The sequence below is a fragment of the Tumidithrix helvetica PCC 7403 genome (assembly GCF_965232925.1).
In the GTDB taxonomy this organism is placed as follows: domain Bacteria; phylum Cyanobacteriota; class Cyanobacteriia; order Pseudanabaenales; family Pseudanabaenaceae; genus Tumidithrix; species Tumidithrix helvetica.
Genome location: NZ_CBDDRA010000013.1, coordinates 25615 through 42487 on the forward strand (window position 1 = coordinate 25615; position 16873 = coordinate 42487).

General features: G+C 44.5%; 12 protein-coding genes. 4 read left to right on the forward strand and 8 right to left on the reverse strand.

Features of this window, described 5'->3' with window-relative positions; translation table 11 throughout:
• Genes ACP2WE_RS13265 through ACP2WE_RS13275 form a run of 3 tightly spaced genes read right to left on the reverse strand, consistent with a single transcriptional unit; the run spans position 1 to position 3934 of the window.
• A complete protein-coding gene (locus ACP2WE_RS13265; protein ID WP_425216031.1) occupies positions 1–837 on the reverse strand; it encodes a VanW family protein in 837 nt (278 codons plus the stop codon).
• Positions 834–1847, reverse strand: a complete 1014-nt coding sequence (locus ACP2WE_RS13270; RefSeq protein ID WP_425216032.1) for a response regulator — start codon at positions 1845–1847, stop codon at positions 834–836. The genes ACP2WE_RS13265 and ACP2WE_RS13270 overlap by 4 nt, the downstream gene beginning before the upstream one ends.
• Positions 1844–3934, reverse strand: a complete 2091-nt coding sequence (locus ACP2WE_RS13275) for an ATP-binding protein (protein ID WP_425216033.1) — start codon at positions 3932–3934, stop codon at positions 1844–1846. Before ACP2WE_RS13275 ends, ACP2WE_RS13270 begins: the two co-directional genes overlap by 4 nt.
• Positions 3935–4389: 455 nt before the next feature.
• Between ACP2WE_RS13275 and ACP2WE_RS13280 the strand changes: the two genes are divergently transcribed.
• Entirely contained in the window at positions 4390–4770 is a 381-nt protein-coding gene (locus tag ACP2WE_RS13280) for a cupin domain-containing protein (protein ID WP_425216034.1), read from the forward strand.
• A gap of 64 nt (positions 4771–4834) precedes the next feature.
• Here the strand turns inward: ACP2WE_RS13280 and ACP2WE_RS13285 are convergent, their stop codons facing one another.
• From ACP2WE_RS13285 to ACP2WE_RS13295, 3 genes are all read right to left on the reverse strand, one after another.
• Positions 4835–7747, reverse strand: coding sequence for an ATP-binding protein (locus ACP2WE_RS13285; protein WP_425216035.1), 2913 nt, complete (start codon positions 7745–7747; stop codon positions 4835–4837).
• Between the two features lie 155 nt (positions 7748–7902).
• A complete protein-coding gene (locus ACP2WE_RS13290; RefSeq protein ID WP_425216036.1) occupies positions 7903–8925 on the reverse strand; it encodes a glucokinase in 1023 nt (340 codons plus the stop codon).
• A 51-nt stretch (positions 8926–8976) separates the two neighbouring features.
• Complete coding sequence (locus ACP2WE_RS13295; RefSeq protein ID WP_425216037.1) at positions 8977–10728, reverse strand: DNA repair helicase XPB; 1752 nt, start codon at positions 10726–10728, stop codon at positions 8977–8979.
• A 63-nt stretch (positions 10729–10791) separates the two neighbouring features.
• Here ACP2WE_RS13295 and ACP2WE_RS13300 point away from each other — a divergent pair, with 63 nt between their 5' ends.
• Together ACP2WE_RS13300 and ACP2WE_RS13305 are read left to right on the forward strand one after the other, a co-directional pair.
• Positions 10792–12120, forward strand: a complete 1329-nt coding sequence (locus ACP2WE_RS13300; protein WP_425216038.1) for an AAA family ATPase — start codon at positions 10792–10794, stop codon at positions 12118–12120.
• Entirely contained in the window at positions 12098–12760 is a 663-nt protein-coding gene (locus tag ACP2WE_RS13305; protein ID WP_425216039.1) for a retron system putative HNH endonuclease, read from the forward strand. Before ACP2WE_RS13300 ends, ACP2WE_RS13305 begins: the two co-directional genes overlap by 23 nt.
• A 1-nt stretch (position 12761) precedes the next feature.
• On the opposite strand, the gene ACP2WE_RS13310 is transcribed toward ACP2WE_RS13305, so the two are convergent.
• Positions 12762–14621 carry a hypothetical protein gene (locus tag ACP2WE_RS13310; RefSeq protein WP_425216040.1) on the reverse strand — a complete coding sequence of 620 codons (1860 nt, stop codon included), beginning with the start codon at positions 14619–14621 and terminating at the stop codon, positions 12762–12764.
• 204 nt (positions 14622–14825) lie between these two features.
• Here ACP2WE_RS13310 and ACP2WE_RS13315 point away from each other — a divergent pair, with 204 nt between their 5' ends.
• Positions 14826–15788: a ParA family protein gene (locus ACP2WE_RS13315; protein WP_425216041.1), complete on the forward strand. Its 963-nt coding sequence runs from the start codon at positions 14826–14828 to the stop codon at positions 15786–15788.
• A 150-nt stretch (positions 15789–15938) separates the two neighbouring features.
• Here ACP2WE_RS13315 and ACP2WE_RS13320 read toward each other — a convergent pair whose 3' ends face one another.
• Entirely contained in the window at positions 15939–16865 is a 927-nt protein-coding gene (locus ACP2WE_RS13320) for a LysR family transcriptional regulator (protein WP_425216042.1), read from the reverse strand.
• Between the last annotated feature and the right edge of the window lie 8 nt (positions 16866–16873).

The window sequence follows — 16873 nt, forward strand, 5'->3', positions numbered from 1 at the left end:
TCAATTACCAGAAGTTAGTAAAGGTGCATACATCATTAACGCATTATTTTCCGTCACAAACTCTTCTTTTAAGAGTTCACCCGTAACCCGATTCTTTACGGTGCGAAAGAGTTCATTATGTCTCATATATCGTCCATCCAAGGGTCCAGTAATGATGTGCCCACTTTCAAAGACTTCATATTCATATAAAGTTTCGACATTAGAACGAATCTCTCCACATAAATTCTGCTCTGTCAACCAAAAGCATAGCTGGTAATCATTCCCTGTGTGATTTGCAATTTGCAGGTCAATGTAGTTATAAGCAACAGTTGCCCCACTACCAAAGGGCAGAGAACGATTGACATCAGGAAAAACATCGTAGCTGTGTCTCCATCGCTCTTTAATCGATAAGGGAGAATGCAGCGCCATCCAATAGATGAGATTGGATAATTGACATAAACCACCACCATAGCCTGGTTTGACTTTCCCATTATTAAGTGTCATGCCTAGTTTAAATCCTCGCCTTTGGGTTGGATTACCGATGAGATACCAAAAGGAGAAAACCTCTCCAGGCTTGATTACTACACGATCGATTCGGGCGATCGCTAATCGCAAATTTTCTACTTTGTTATATTGAAGATACATTTCAACATCTTTGAGTTGACGTATTAACAACGATTGATGGGCGAAGACTCGAACAGGGAGCTTTTCTAATTTGCGATCTGATTTCTTTGAGGTTGCGAATTTGATGCCAGAAAATTTCCATGCTAACTGACGCTTAAGCACATAAAAAAGCCGACCTATCCATAGCCTAATTTCACTACGCTTTATCTGTTTGGGAAAATCATATGTTTTCATAATGCATTGTTAAATCGCGCGGCAAACCAAGCTGTACAGCTTTTGGCACTAACCCGCACAAGCTTTATTTTGACTCGAATTAAGTTACTCAGTTTTTGAAGTTCCAGATCTGGAATTTCAATCGGACAGCCGAGATAGTAATATCCCTGCCAAAGTAGCAACGGGATCAAAGCCGGTAGATGCCGTATACCTTTAAACTCCTTGGTGAATCGGGTGCTAATTTCGGCATCAATTAAGTTAAGTGCGACATTTCCCTTAGGATCGACAAGCGTAGCGATCGCTTGTTCTAAGGTGATCTTATTTTGTAGCAGTTCTCGCCAAGGGTTTACAATTCCAGTTGTGTCAATTTCTATGGCTGGTTGCTTTGGTTTAGGGCTCTCGACCACATCTCCCAAAATTTCCTGCTGGATCTCTTGAAGATTTTTCTCTAGAGACGCTAAAAGTTCCCAATAACTAGTAGCAAGCTGAGGCTTAATCTGTGAGATGGTATCGAAACTTTGTGTGAACTTCTCTCTTAACAGCTTAGGATTTCCAATGGAACTACCCGTTGAGGATGCTTGTGTAGGCGAGATTTCAGTCTGTAGAGAGGAATTTTGGGCAATTAGGGTCTTTCTAAGACTATCGATCGCTAAGTGGGTTTTTACTCTGGCTAGTACCTCTTCGCCATCAATCGGTTTGGTCAGGTAGTCGATCGCCCCCACCGAGAAGCCCTCTAATTTATTGGAAGTATCAGAGAGCGCCGTCATAAAAATGATGGGAATGTCTTGGGTATCAGGATTTGCCTTAATGCGACGGCAGGTTTCAAAGCCATCGATGCCTGGAGGCATCATTACATCCAACAAAATCATATCGGGTCGGACGCGCTGAAGCTGTTTAATTGCCAATTCCCCCTGATCGGCAACCAGCACTTTAAACCCATCTGCCTTGAGTAAATCGACGAGTACGCTTAGGTTAGTGGGATTATCATCCACTGCCAAAATTGTGCCACTGGATTGTTTGGGTTCTGTCATGACGCTTTTACCTCCATCTGGGCGTTGAGATAGTCTAAAATTTTACGAAGTTGGAATCCTTTGGCAGATTTAATAATTTCCCCTGTAAACAGTTGCAGTCTCCGATCGGATTTTTCTAAATTTTCGGCACGCTCTTGTAGTAGTTCTAGATCGCCCATTTCTGCCAGTTCCAGTAGCTCCTGCATGACTTGAACTGGCGGTAACACGAGACTTGCGGGTACAGAACTTGCCATGGCAGGTTTAGCTGCGATCGCTGCAGTAGCTCCCTCATCTCGGTATTCCCACTCTATGCCCAGATGGGTTTGTAGTGCATCCATTAAGGTCTTCATCGTGACTGGTTTGGGAATAAAGTCATTGCAACCAGCAGCTAGGCTCTTTTGGCGATCGCTTTCAAATACATCCCCTGAGATCGTAATTACGACCGTATCTTTAAATCTCGGCGTCTGACGCAGTTTACGGGTAACCGCGCAGCCATCCCCATTGGGCATATTCAAATCTAGTAAGAGGGCATCAGGGAGACTTGCCGCTGTTTTTCGCAGACTATCAATGCCATCGACCGCTTCGATCGTTTCAAATCCAAGTGGTGAGAGCATATCTACTAGCACTGAACGGTCTGATGGTTTGGCATCTGCCACCACAATTTTGCGTTTCTTCCCTTTGTAGCCAATGATGTCAAGCAGCCTTCTCTGCATCTGAGCTGTATTTTCCGAATTCGCGGCAGCAAGTAAATCGATTTCTAGCCAAAATGTACTCCCCTGCCCGAGGGTACTGGTTACCTGTAGCGCTCCTCCCATCATTTCGACAAGTCGCTTGCTAATGGGTAAACCTAGTCCTGTGCCTGAATGCATTTTTGCCTTATCACCCACCTGTTCAAACGATTGGAACACCTTGGGTAAGTCCTCTGGTGCGATGCCCACGCCACTATCTGTGACATCAAAGCGGATTCTGTTGTTGCTCGTACTTTGAACCACCAGCGTAACAGTACCTTTGTCCGTAAACTTGACAGCATTACCCAGTAGGTTAAATAAAATTTGCCGCAGCCGTTTATCATCTCCTTTCACAATTTCTGGAATTTGTCCAATCGGTTTATAGAGAATCTCTACGCCTTTGCTACTTGCTTGGATGGTAAAAATATCAATCAGACTCTTGAGAAATTCGGCTAAGTCAAACTCAGTCGGATGAAGTTCTAATTTATCGGCTTCGATTTTAGAGAGATCGAGAATGTCATTGATTAATGTCAGGAGATGTTGTCCGCTACGCTGGATAATCTCTAAGCCATCTTGGTGTTTTTCTGGGTCTTTACTGCGCTTAAGGATTTGAGCATAGCCGAGAATCCCATTCAGAGGGGTTCGCAGTTCGTGACTCATATTGGCAAGAAACTGACTTTTGGCTTTATTCGCATTCTCTGCTGCGGCTTTGGCAACTTCTAGCTCCACAGTACGTTCTCGGACGAGTTTTTCTAAATTCTGATTAAATGATTTGAGTTGGGTATTGAGCTTTGCCAACTCTTGACGGCTTTCAGCGAGACGAATCACCCCACTGTAGGCTCTCAGGCTGGAAATTAGGGCTGTAAATAGTTTCTGTTCGGTCAGTTCTGTTTTTGATTTGTAGTCATTAATGTCATAGTTCACAATTACCGAGGATTCTGGAAAGTCCCCTGGTTGACCTGTCCGCAGAATTATTCGCACTAAGTGATTTTTTAAGACTTCACGGATATATTTGACGGCTCGCAACCCCGCATCATTGGTTTCCATCACCACATCTTGGAGGATGGCAGCGATATCAGGTTGCTGCTCCATAACTTTAATACCCTCTGAACCAGAGAAGGCTGAAACGATCTCTAGTCCTTTGCCTGCAAACTTAAAGCCATCTAATGCCAGTTTTGTGACTGCATGTACAGAGCGATCGTCATCGCAGATCAAAACTTTCCATTTCGACCCACGCTGTAATGAAGGAATTTCGTCGTGATTTTCAGAAGAGCGAGCTTGAATACCAAGATTAGAAGATTTCTCATCTTCTTCATCTACAAAAGTTAACTCCTCATCTTCTTCTGTGAAAACTAGCTCGTCATTATCTGTAGATATCATCGATCGCCTAAGCCTTTCCATTAGACCTTGAGTTAAATCTTAGCTTTGTTTCATTGTTATATTTTACCCTCAATCTTTAAATATATCCAGTTTCAGGGGTTTAGGCTTAAATATCAGCTTTTTTAGGAAAAATATTTAGATTTTCGCTCTAAATCCCATTATTATTTTGGATATATTTTATTAATTACAGAAATCTATAGCAATCCTTGATGATTTGGGTGTAGAGGCAATTCATGAATTGCCTCTACGATTCTATGCAGAAGAAAGAATCTCTTCTGTGTCATTTAGGATTGCTGCCGCATCTGTTGTTAAAAGGCTTGAACCTTGAAAAAATATTTATAAGGTTATTGATGAGACAATTTTTGCAGGCGATCGATGAGATACTCTTATGCTTGGAAAACTCTGTAGATAATAATGTTTCTATAGGCAAAATCTACTCTCAAAAAAAATTAGGGATGAGTACAACTAGAGTATTTAAAAGTTCTCAATTTTTCCAGCCAGCAGATGGAGAGCCAATTCGCTCAGTTGTTACGGAATCTAAGGATGCTGTCGTTGTGGCATGGTACATCAAGCCAGGTCAGGAGATCGCCGCACATCTGCATCCGAATGGTCAAGACACTTGGACGATATTGAGCGGTAAGGGAGAATATTATCTAGATCGAGCAGGTACGACCAAGCCAATTATGGAAGGCGATGTGGTCATTGCTCCGATCGGCTCTGTGCATGGCGTATTCAATCATGGAAACGAGCCATTAATATTTATTTCCGTTGTATCTCCAGCCGATGCTGGGTATCAGCTTACCCTGATAGAGGATGGGCAAAGTATAGCGAAATAGTTGATTATAGCGATCGCGCGATCGCCTTTTGTGATGCCAGATTCCCGATCAATTAAAATTGGGCTCAGGATAATACGAGAGGTAGGGTGAGAATAAATTTTGTGCCTACACCCATTGCGCTTTCACAGACAATGGTTCCCTTAAGATTCTGCGTTACAAGATTGTAGATAATATGTAAGCCTAGCCCACTGCCCCCTCTATCTCTAGCGGTAGTGAAAAACGGCTCAAAAATTTTGGCTAAACTATCGGCTGGAATCCCTTTACCATCATCAGAATAGGTAATCAAGACATTATCCTCTTGCAGAGTCAGATCGAAACGCAACTGCCCTACCTTATCAATGCCATGATAGGCATGTGTCAGAGAATTCATCACTAAATTGGTGACAATTTGCGAAAATGCCCCTGGGTAGCTCCGCATCACAATTTCAGCATCCCCATGTACGCTAACTTTATGCGGTGTATGTTTGAGTTGAGGTTCCAGACTAATTAGAACCCCTTCGATATATTGTTTGACGGCAAAGGTACGCTGTTCTAAACTCGCCTGATCGACAGCAACTTGCTTAAAGTTCTGAATCAGTTCCGCAGCACGTTGTAAGTTCGCTAATAGAATTTCACAACTACTTTTGGCTTTTTCTAAATAGGCCTGCAAGCTGGATTTCTTGAGTTCGCCGCGATCGAAAGATTCCTTAAACTTCCGGGTAGCATTGTCAAGAATGGAAGCTGCCATTAAACTACTGCCAACAGGAGTATTCACTTCATGGGCGATGCCTGCTACCATACCCCCCAACGCCGCATTCTTTTCTGACTCTACCAGTTGCTTTTGAGTATTCTTTAGTTCCTCTAAAGCACTCGCTAACTCGGCATTCTTTTTGTATAAAGCGGCTTCTGCTTGTTTACGATCGCTGATATCGCGAACCATAAACAATACTTCGTTTTGACCGCTAACCACGATGCGAACTTCCTCATCTTGCAACTTGCCATTGACAAGGACTTGCTGCTCGTAAATCTGGATTTTTCCCGTAATCAGGGCTTGATGCATGTGGAAGAGATGGCGATCGCAGATTTCCTCAGGCAGAAATTGCGAAATATGTTTCCCCACAGGATCGAAATCCGAAGGCAATAGATCGATTGTATTATCAGAATAAATATACCCTAGGTAAATGCCATCGCCCGTGACATTGAACATCAAATCGGGAATTGCTGAAAGAATTGCATGACTGCGGGCTTCGCTCTTAGTCAAAGAGATTTCTACAGCTTTGCGCTCGGTAATTTCTTTCTCTAATTCTACAGTGCGCTCTGCAACCTGCTGCTCGAGGGTGCGATTGTAGTCTTCGCGCAGTTTCTCAGCTTGTTTGCGTTCGGTGATGTTCTGAAAAACCACGATCGCATGGGTAATATTTCCCGCCTCGTCATAAATGGGCGTTCCCCGTACTTCCAATGGAATTACTTGGTTTTGGTAACGCAGTTCGATGTTGTCTGTGGCAATGCTTTTCCCTTGTAATGCCTGAGATAGGGGAGCAATCTCCTCTGGATAAAGTTCTGTAGTGCCAGCCACATAGAACTGATAACTTGCTGGTGCTGGATTGTGGCGATCGAGATCCTGTCCGAATAATAACTGTCCCGCTTGGTTGATGTAATCGGGTTCGCCCTGTGGATTGACAATTAAAATCCCTACGGGCATAGCGTCGAGGAATTGCTTGAGCTGGGTTTCGCGATCGCGTAAAGAGACAAAAGATTGATGGATGCACTCTGCCATCCTATTGAACGATTGTGCGAGTTCTCCTACTTCGTCTCGACGATGGATATCAACCCTTGTATTCTCATCGTTCTCTGCGAGAGATTTGGCAGCAGTATTCAGATCGGCGATCGGCTTCACAATCCAACCAGCAGCGACAATCCCAATGAGAACTGCCACTGCGATCGCCAATGAGCTAAGTAGAATCGTGGTTTGAGTATTTGCATGAATGCGCTCTAAAAAATCAGATTCGGGAATTACTAGGACAATTAGCCAGTCTAAATTGCGACCGTCTTTAAAGGGCAATACCTGGACAAATTGGCGCTGGTTGTTCCACACAAAGTCGAGTTGTTGATTTTCGTTGATGCGCTGCAGATCGTTACCAAAGCGATCGCGAAGGTAGGTTGCCGTTGAACGGATTGGGAGATTTTGACTTTCCGTTGCTGACAAGCGCTTAAAGTTTGGTTCGCTGCCAATGGTTGGTGATTCCCCCGTTGAAGTTGCCACCAGCAGACCAGAGCGTTCCATAATAAACGCATGACCAGTCTTGCCCAATTTTAGCGTGGTTAAAAACTGGCTGACTTCCTTCGGTAAAAAGAAATCCACGGCACAAACCCCAACCAAGGCAGCATTTTGAGGATGGAAGGCTGGTGTTGCCCCTGTTATGGTTGGTAGTTGCGTATTGGTATCTAAATAGATTTCGCTCCAAGTTGTTTTCCCCTCAGCCTTCACCGCTTTATACCAAGGACGAACGCGAGGGTCGTAGGGCTTATCGCTGACTTTAGTCAATTGGGCGCGGTTACCCGTTACATCTAAGCTGTAGTAGGAACGCAGGAACTTTGTGCTTGGACTCCCCGTAACAAGTCGGAGCGAGCGATCGTCAGCAAGTTTCCCTACCCCTAGAAAGTCCCCTTGTTCGCTACCACAATAGACATAGCTGATTGCGGGAAACAGTTGCATTTGCTGCCAAAAGAAATTCACTCCTTTGGCTTTTAAGAGGTCAATTTCTCCCTTGGCTAGGGCATTGGCATTCAAATCATTAATTCTATGGGGAATGGTGACATAGGTTTTGAGCTTATCGTCAATGCGGATCGATAGCTCTTCCCGCAGTTGATTAGCAACATCGTTCACAGCTTGCTCGCCATTCTTGAGCGAAAGATAGCTGACGAGTCCGACGACACCCACCGTTTGGAGCGTAAACAGAAAGACGAGGACTGTGCGGATGCTAATTTTTTTAAACATATTCGCGATCGCTCAGTAAAACTTTGCTCTCTCTATAGCCTAATCAGCCTAATACAAGCAGTTTACATTAAATTTTCAGTTTATAGCGCCATCCTTCATGAATTTTCGTTTGCCCGTAGCGCAGGCATCTTGCAGGTAAGATTTTTGAGGTCAAGTTAGAGGCGATCGGCGTAAAGCATGGCTCCAATCAAACCGATTCCAGCATGGGTAACGATGTGAATGGGAATATTATCCAATAGATAACTGACTCTGCCTTTACGTTTGATCGCTGCTAAGAATTGCGGCTGTTGCAGCAGGGGCAAAATTTTAGGAGCAATGCCACCTGCGATATAGAGCCCACCATAGGGAAGGAGTCTTAATGCCATGTTCCCAGCTTCTGAAGCATACAATTTGGTGAATAGAAGCATGGTTTGCTCTGAGATCACATCCTCCTTTGCCAAGGCGGCGGCAGAGATCGTGGCGGCTGGATCTTGGTCTGATTTACCTAGATCGCAATTGTGAACCAAGTCGCAGATTTGCTCGGACTCCTGTGCAAATTCACTATCCCTAAGATATCGATAGATATCAACAATGCCTTTACCCGAAACCACCCGTTCCACGGACACGCGCGAATAACGGGACACCAGATATTTCAATAAACCAATTTCGATTTCTGTCTGCGGTGCAAAATCAGCATGACCGCCTTCGGAAGCATAGACCTCGTAGCTGTTCCCATGCCATGTCAAAAATGCTTGTCCCAAACCCGTACCTGCCCCAAGAATTGCGATTGGTGCTTTGGCGATCGCTTTGCCTTCCTGTAAAGTACATAGATCGGACTTCTGCATTCCCAACACCCCATAACCGATCGCGGCGAAATCATTAATTAATTTCACACCCTCAATATTTAGTTCTTCGCTAAGATGCTGGGACTCTAATAACCAGCCCAGATTGGTTAGCTCAGAAGTACCATCAATCACGGGACCTGCAATGCCAAAACATGCCTTACTCGGTTGAGGCTCATAGCCTAGTTCTTCCTGTGCCTGATGTAAAAAGACCCTTACCATTAAGGATAGGTGCTCGTAGGAAGCACTAGGATAACGGGCTTCGAATAAAACTTTAGGGTTCCCTTCTGCTTGTGGCTCGGCTAAACACAATAGGGTTTTTGTGCCACCTACATCTCCTGCCAGTATGATTCCCATAGAGCGATGAAGTTAAAACTTAGTTTTCTCTAGTCTATACGCACACCATAACTATTTTGGATGATTTTTGCCAAGATCGGCGATTCCCTGCGGGATGCATACTGCCGTAATGTGATAGGTGTAACCTTGCTCGGTCAAAAAGAGTTGACGGTGACGGGCAAATTCTTCTTCGCAGGTCTGAAGCGTAACGAGGCTATAGAAATGGGCGTGGTGGCGATCGGCTTTTGGTCGCAAAATTCGCCCCAGCCTTTGGGCTTCTTCTTGGCGAGAACCGTATTTTCCTGATACTTGAATCAACACATCGGCATCAGGTAAATCCACGGCAAAGTTGCCGACCCTCGATAAAATCAGCCCTGCAATTTGTTTCTGACGAAAGGCTTCATAGAGGCGATCGCGTTCGCTTTGCTTGGTTTTGCCAGTAATTAAGGGCAACTGGGTGAGGTTGGCAATCTCTTCCAATTGATCGATATATTCACCGATGACCAGAATGCGATGCCCTGCTTCTTTGGTCAGCAAAGTTTGAACGACTTCAAATTTAGAGGGATTTTCCGCAGCAATCCGAAACTGCATCCTTCGGGGTGCTAGTGCATATTCCATTTGACGCGCTTCCGTCTGTGCGATCCGAATTTCCGTACATTCCGCGATCGCGATGAATCCCTGACTCTCTAGCTCTCGCCAAGGCACATCATACCGCTTGGGTCCAATCAGTGCGAACACATCCCCTTCCTTCCCATCCTCGCGAATTAATGTGGCAGTCAGTCCTAGCCTTCGCCTTGCTTGTAATTCCGCCGTGATCCGAAATACGGGTGCGGGCAACAGATGAACTTCATCATAGATAATCAAGCCCCAAGCCTGAGCGTTAAACAACTCAAAGTGAGGGAAGTCGCCATCTTTTTGAGAACGATAGGTCAACATTTGATAGGTCGAGAGCGTTACGGGTGCGGTTTGTTTGGACTCGCTACTGTACTCCGCGATCGCGTCTTCAGGCAGATCGGTCTTATCGAGCAATTCTCTTCGCCACTGATGCACAGAGGTAAGGCTGCTTGTGAGAATTAGGGTGTTTTGCTGCACGAGACTGATGGCAATCATGCCGACAATGGTTTTCCCTGCACCACAGGGGAGCACAATTACGCCACTCCCTCCGCGAACGCGGCCCGACTGATAAAAAGCCTCTGCTGCTTCTTTTTGATAGGTGCGCAGGGTGAAAGCCTGACCAGATTGGGTTTGCGGTCGCAGGGCGATCGCTAAAGCGTCCCCTGCAATGTAGCCAGCCATGTCTTCGGCGGGATAGCCCACGGCAACCAGTGCCTGCTTAATCAAACCGCGATCGGCAGGGTCAATTTGGAATCGCAGCGGATCGAGCCGAACTCCTAAAAATGCCTTAACGCGATCGTCTCTGACTAATAACTCGGTGAGGGGTAAGTTGGCAACGCGCAATTGCAGGGAGGGGATTTGGGATAAAGACTCTAGTTCTGTAGATTCTGTAGTTTCTAGCCGCTCGATCGCAGTCAGCCCGTAACGCTCACCTAAAATCTGGATTTCTTGCAGAACCGCTTCAGGGGCAGGATATTTGGCATAGGTTTGCAGTGCCGCAAGCATTTCCGCGATCGCCATACCTGTCGCACGAGCATTCCAAATGCTTAGAGGTGTAATCTGATAGGTATGAATGTGCTCAGGACTTTTGATCAGTTCCGCAAAGGGTGCGATCGCGGCTCTAGCTTTCTCAGCAGTTGGTGCGTGAACTTCTAATAAAATGGAGCGATCGCTCTGCACGATCAAAGCATTCTCAGCAATATAGGTCATATGCTCAAAACCAACTCATAAGGCAGCTAAAATATTATGTTACTACCCCCACAAGGTTAATCTATGCGCATAGAAGAACTACATATCCAAAACTTTAGAGGCTTCAAAGAACTCACTTTAAAGTTTCCGCCCAACTTGGCTGTCTTAATTGGCGTAAATGGCTCGGGGAAGTCAAGCGTTTTAGATTGTATCGCTTTGTTCTTATCAATATTAGCTTCAGCGGGTCAAATTCCTGACAGTCCGCCACAAAGTATCACTGTGCATGATATTACTAATGGATTTGAAGAAACTCATAATCAACTTATTGTTTTATTGGAAAACTCACGGAATCTTGATTTATCGCTTACTCAAAATAGAGAAATGGCTCATCGTTTGTATTATGGGGAAGAATTTAAGTCCACATTGTTTTATGGTCATGTCTATGGCGAAGGTAGTAATGTAGTTAATGCCACTAAAGAATTCTATGAATATATACAAAATAAGTTGCGTCAAGATTCCTATGCAAACATACCTCTAGTCACCTACTATTCAAGCGATCGTAAAGCAGTTGAATTTCCTCTAAAAAGCTACAGAAAACATGAGTCTAATCAGCTATCTGCTTACATTAAATCAGTTGACAAAAAAGTTGATTTCGCTGATTTCTTTATTTGGTTTAGAAATGAGGAAGATTTAGAAAATGAAATTAGGCTAGACAACGATCCTGCCTACGTAAACAAGCATTTACAAGCTGTCCGAGAAGCTATTCCTTCCCTAATGCCAGAATTCTCTAATCTGAAAGTGAGACGTTCTCCTCTACGGATGATTGTTAGTAAGCAGGAGCAGGAACTAGTTATTGATCAGCTTTCAGATGGCGAAAAAAACTTGCTGGCAATGGTTGGTGATTTAGCGAGAAGATTAGCGATCGCAAATCCTAGCTTAGAGAATCCTTTACAGGGTAGTGGTATCGTCTTGATTGATGAAATAGAATTGCACTTACATCCTCAGTGGCAGAGGAGAATTATACCTGCGCTTACTCAAACATTCCCTAATTTACAATTCATCGTTACTACGCACTCGCCGCAAGTTCTTAGTAATGTAAGGAAAGAGAATGTGTTTATTCTGGAAGACTTTAAGCTTGTAGAGAATACACCCTATACATACGGCAGAGATAGTAATTCAATCTTATTTGAGTTAATGAATGTCAAAAAGCGACCTGATGAATCGCAAAAACAGATAGATAAATGTTTCTATTTAATCGATGAAGGACGTATAGAAGAAGCAAAGAAAGAATTGCAGAAACTGTCCGATCTGCTGGGGGAACATGATTCGGAAGTAGTAGAAGCGAATGCTCTTATAAGCTTTCTAACGGATGGTGATGAGGCAAATAGTAATGAAGCATATCTTGAAGAATAAAACGGAACCATCATCGTTAATTGAATATCGCTCCACTCCTAATGCAACTTATTCTGGCTATCATGTAGGCAGCGATTTGAGGCAGTCACTGCTTAAAGAACAAGGGTATATTTGCTGCTACTGTATGCAGGGGATTACAGAGGCAAATATGAAAGTTGAGCACTTTAAGCCACAAAAGACTCATCCACATCTTCAATTAAACTATTCAAACATGCTGGGTGCTTGTAAGGGTCTTGGTATAAAAGGGTCACAACACTGTGATACGAGTAAAGGGAACCACGAGATTAGCCTAGATCCAACAAACTTCATGAGGAACTGCGAGAAAATCCTTAAATATTCAAGCAATGGTAGAATCTATGCTGGCGATTCGATTATTGATAATAATCCAGTAATCGATCGTGATTTGTGTAAGATCCTCAACCTCAATCTACAGAGCCTCTGTGATGAAAGACGGGCAATACTTAAAGCTCTTCAAAAAGGGCTAGAAATTAAATCGCCAAGCAAAAGTGCAACTATTCCTCTTTTAAAGCAAAAACTCAAGGAATGGAGTAGCAAAGATAGTCAGGGTAGATACAGAGCTTATTGCCAAGTTGCTATTTTTTATCTTCAAAAGCGGATTAATCAGTTACAACAACCATAGACTAATTTCTTGTCATGGGGATGACGTAACCCATTTGGCGCAGGGCGCTACGAAATTTAGTTTCGTTTTCAGAGAGAACGACCAAGTAGCGATCGCCTGCTAACTGACAGAACTTCTTCGTGCGGGAATCATTGGCAATCAGTACTGCCAAATTCGCTTGATTGCATTCGATCAGTTTAGCTGTTCCCAGATCTCGCAGACTATTTGTGCGCTCTTTAGCATCTGAGAAAAATTGCGCTGCGGTCTGAGGTAGCGCTGTGCTGCTCTTTGCCGTCAAAAAATCTAGCAACTCATCAATCGAATGTCCACTCTCTTGGGCTGTAAAGAGTTTTTGGCGATCGAGTCGCCAGACAACATCCGAGACTTTCTCTGTATAAAGGTCGAGAACGAGCGTATCCACGGATGTCAAATCCTCACCGCTTGCCACGATCTCTAAATTAGGTAGCACCTGCAAAACAGGACGTGAGGGAATCGCAGAAGGAACGTACTCCTTTTGCAGATCCAAGCAATAAGCACCTAAAGAATTGAGACGGAAGTACATTAAGCCATCATAGCGACTGAGAAAGGTGAAATCCTCTGCTCCCCAAAGAGAGCTAAAGCCTTGCTCTGCTTGCCCAGGATCGATATATGCCACATCAATGATGCCCAGCGTTGCGGCATACTCAAACAACAAGCAACGCATATAACGTTCTTGCAAGATTTTCCAATCAGCAGAACCGTATAAATTGCCATAACCCGATTCGCTAATGTAGAGATGTTCAGCCGATCGCGTAACCTCAAATTTGCGGTTAGTTGCCAGCATATAGCGAGAAAACTCATCAAAAGCAATCCACATTCCCACTGGAAATTCTGTCAATACCGTATTAATCACAGCCCTTCTGCCTGCTACAGCGGTCATACTTCGCGCCCCTTTGCCCGTTTGACCTTTGATATGATCGATGCGACGAAATTCATCGAGCAATGTTGTTTTGAGCCAGCGTTTCCAAATCGTTTGGATGGTCTTGGCGGGAGGGTCTTGTAATGCCTTTAGTCCCGCTTTTGAGAGAACTAACTTCTTATTGGAGATCTCAACTAGGTTAGCTGCCTGTACGAGCATTGCCCAAGCAAAAGCTTTAATTGCACCGATTTCCTCGAAATAGCTCTTGGCATCAGCACGCTGTTTGCGCTGTTCGTCGTCATAAAAGTCTTTGTTTTGGAGTATTACCCCGATCGCTTTGATCGACGCCGCACCTGGCAGGGAAGTTTTATCGCTAACACTAATTTTCCCAGATTGAATCAATCGTAAGATGCCGCCCAAATCGTGAAGGGCTGAGCGTTCCATTTCGCATACGGTTAATGGAGCCTCTTTGATAATTATTTTTCGCCCTTCCCTCACATTATGGTAACGCGGTTCATGCCGAAGCATGACCGTTTCAGGCAGACTATCTCCTGCTTGTTTCATGACCGTCGGTTTGGGCTTGGGTGCAATCTTGAGCAGAGCCAGCTTAAGATCGGGTGGCATCTCATCCTGGTAAAAAAATAGACTCAATAAGGAAGGTTCGCGATTCCATCCGTAAGTGCTGCTACTACCCCAATTAGGGGCTTCCCCATACTTGGCGACAAAAGCATCATCTTGATAGAAAGGACTGGAGGAATGGACGACCTCAGCGATCGCTGCCTGTTGAAGCGTATCGAGTTGCGACCAAAGATCTTGCAACTTTTTACCCTGCATGGACTCACAAACCAAAGCGATCAGATCGGCTTTGCGAGTTGGCTTGGTTCCCGTATTTAAAAGTGCCACAAGTTTTTTTATGTAATCGGCACTCTCTCGCTCTAAGGCTTGGACGAGACTTGTGAGGGGCGCTTCTTGGTGACGCGGCATGGCAAAGCTACAAAGACAGTTTTTTGTTTAGCCTAACATTTGCGTGGTGGGATTTGAGATGCATCATATTTTCCCAGAAGCGATCGCAGTTTAACTAGAATGCCAATAAAATAGCAACGGGCTGATAAGAAAGTAGGAATAAAGTGTATTGTTGATGCACTTAACAGCGATTCAACTATGTATGTATTTTGGGGCTAGAAAATCATGGGAAAAGTGATTGCAACAGTAAATATGAAAGGTGGCGTTGGAAAAACCACCTTAACTGTAAATATTGCCACCTGTTTGGCTAAAATCCATCGTAAAAAGGTCTTAGTCGTAGATTTAGATACCCAGATCAGCGCCACCCTAAGCATGATTTCGCCAGCCGAATTTGCCAAATGTAGAAAAGAAAATCGCACCCTGCGGCATTTGGTCAGTCAAGCGATCGCCAATTATGGCGTACAGGTCGATGCCCCAGCCCAAAAAGTATACCAAGTCAAGGATATAGTCATTCCCCATGTTTGCAAAGTCAACGGCTTAGATCTACTCGTGGGAGATATCGATCTATACGACGAATTTTTAGTTTCGGAAATGTTGTACAACCGATCGCAACTGTATGAGGAAAAACAAACTTTTCAACAGACTTGGAGCAAGTTTGAGCAAAATTTAATCAAGGGCATTCTCGCTCCTGCCATTAAAAACTATGACTTGATCATTCTCGACTGTGCGCCAGGGTATAACCTACTTACCCGCAGCAGTATTATTGCCAGCGATTATTACCTCATGCCTGCAAAGCCTGAGCCTTTGTCTGTGGTGGGCATTCAACTCCTAGAAAGACGTATTGAGAAACTGCGTGAGATCTATCGAGATGACATGTCCATTAATATTCAACTGTTGGGTATCGTATTTACGATGTCAGCAGGCTTTACGCTCAGCCGATATTACAAGAAGGTGATGGATCGAGTCAGTGCGGACTTTAGTAGCACAAAAATTTTTAACACTAAAATTCCCAACGATGTCAATATTGCTAAAGCTGTAGATGACTTTGTGCCTGTATCCTTAGCTCATCCAAATTCAGGTAGTGCAAAAGCATTTGCTGAAGTCTCCGCCGAGCTTTTGAAAAAGCTGGAAGTTTCTTTAGGAAAGAAGGAACAAACTTCAAGGCTAAGTTTGGTTGATTTGGAATAATTTTCCATTGGCAAAGCTAAAACCGAATATTCAACAAACTCAGAGAGAGATTGCTGCTCTGAGCGATCGCCATGCTTGCAAAATGCATAGTCTTCGTAATTTTCAAGACCATCGCTACGCAAGTATTCGGAGTTATTTACTTCACGATCCTTATGTTTCAACTGCGGCGATTTGACCAAACAGCGATCGCAACCAGGTATGCCCTAATTCGTTTTGATTTTTGGTGTGCCATAGCATCGAGACAGCAAAACCTGAAACGGGGATGGGTAAGGGTAGGACTTGTAAAGGCTGAAGTTCCATCCAAACACGAGCTAGTCTTTCTGGTAAGGCTGCCAACAAGTCGGTTTGCGCCAAAATAAAACCCGTTAGCAGAAAATGCGGGATGCTCAAGGCAATATGCCGTTGCAGGTTTTGCTCCGCTAAATTTCGGTCAATGCGCCCGATCGGATCTTCGCGCAGGGATACCAGGAGATGCGATGCTGCGAGGTAGGTTTCCAATGTCAAGGGCGATCGCACTGAGGGGTGATTTTGGCGGCAGACACAGACAAATCGCTCCTTAAATAACTCCTGTTTTTGATGCCATGCTGCCTGTTGCGGATGAAAGCCGATCGCTAAATCGATCCGATCTTCGTCTAGCAAAGTCAGAACCTCTTGGCGATCGGTGGCCCTGACTTGAAGTTGAAGATGGGGGGCTTGGTGCGACAACTGCTGCATCAGCTTCGGTAAAAACACCATCTCCGCATAATCTGACATCCCCAAGCGAAATACCCGCTCTGATGTTTCGGGAAGAAAGCGTTCTGGCTCGGTCATCGCAGACTGAATTTGCCATAACGCCGATCGCAGCACTTCTGATAATTGCAGGGCTTTGGGCGTAGGCTGCATTCCCGAAGGTGTTTTGACCAGTAATGGATCGTCAAACAGATGGCGCAGGCGGGCTAAGGCACTACTGGTGGCTGGTTGGCTCAGTCCAATCCGCATAGCAGCACGGGTGACATTGCGCTCCTGCATGAGGGCATCGAAGACGACGAGTAGATTTAAATCTACTCCTGCCATATTCATGTGATGAATATCATTCATATCAATAA

Coding starts and splice junctions, on each gene's coding strand:
- ACP2WE_RS13295 (WP_425216037.1), bottom strand. CDS start 10,728: ATGACCTATATTGCTGAGAATGCTTTGATCGTGCAGAGCGATCGCTCC.
- ACP2WE_RS13265 (WP_425216031.1), bottom strand. CDS start 837: ATGAAAACATATGATTTTCCCAAACAGATAAAGCGTAGTGAAATTAGG.
- ACP2WE_RS13315 (WP_425216041.1), top strand. CDS start 14,826: ATGGGAAAAGTGATTGCAACAGTAAATATGAAAGGTGGCGTTGGAAAA.
- ACP2WE_RS13275 (WP_425216033.1), bottom strand. CDS start 3,934: ATGATATCTACAGATAATGACGAGCTAGTTTTCACAGAAGAAGATGAG.
- ACP2WE_RS13310 (WP_425216040.1), bottom strand. CDS start 14,621: ATGCCGCGTCACCAAGAAGCGCCCCTCACAAGTCTCGTCCAAGCCTTA.
- ACP2WE_RS13290 (WP_425216036.1), bottom strand. CDS start 8,925: ATGGGAATCATACTGGCAGGAGATGTAGGTGGCACAAAAACCCTATTG.
- ACP2WE_RS13320 (WP_425216042.1), bottom strand. CDS start 16,865: ATGAATGATATTCATCACATGAATATGGCAGGAGTAGATTTAAATCTA.
- ACP2WE_RS13300 (WP_425216038.1), top strand. CDS start 10,792: ATGCGCATAGAAGAACTACATATCCAAAACTTTAGAGGCTTCAAAGAA.
- ACP2WE_RS13285 (WP_425216035.1), bottom strand. CDS start 7,747: ATGTTTAAAAAAATTAGCATCCGCACAGTCCTCGTCTTTCTGTTTACG.
- ACP2WE_RS13280 (WP_425216034.1), top strand. CDS start 4,390: ATGAGTACAACTAGAGTATTTAAAAGTTCTCAATTTTTCCAGCCAGCA.
- ACP2WE_RS13305 (WP_425216039.1), top strand. CDS start 12,098: ATGAAGCATATCTTGAAGAATAAAACGGAACCATCATCGTTAATTGAA.
- ACP2WE_RS13270 (WP_425216032.1), bottom strand. CDS start 1,847: ATGACAGAACCCAAACAATCCAGTGGCACAATTTTGGCAGTGGATGAT.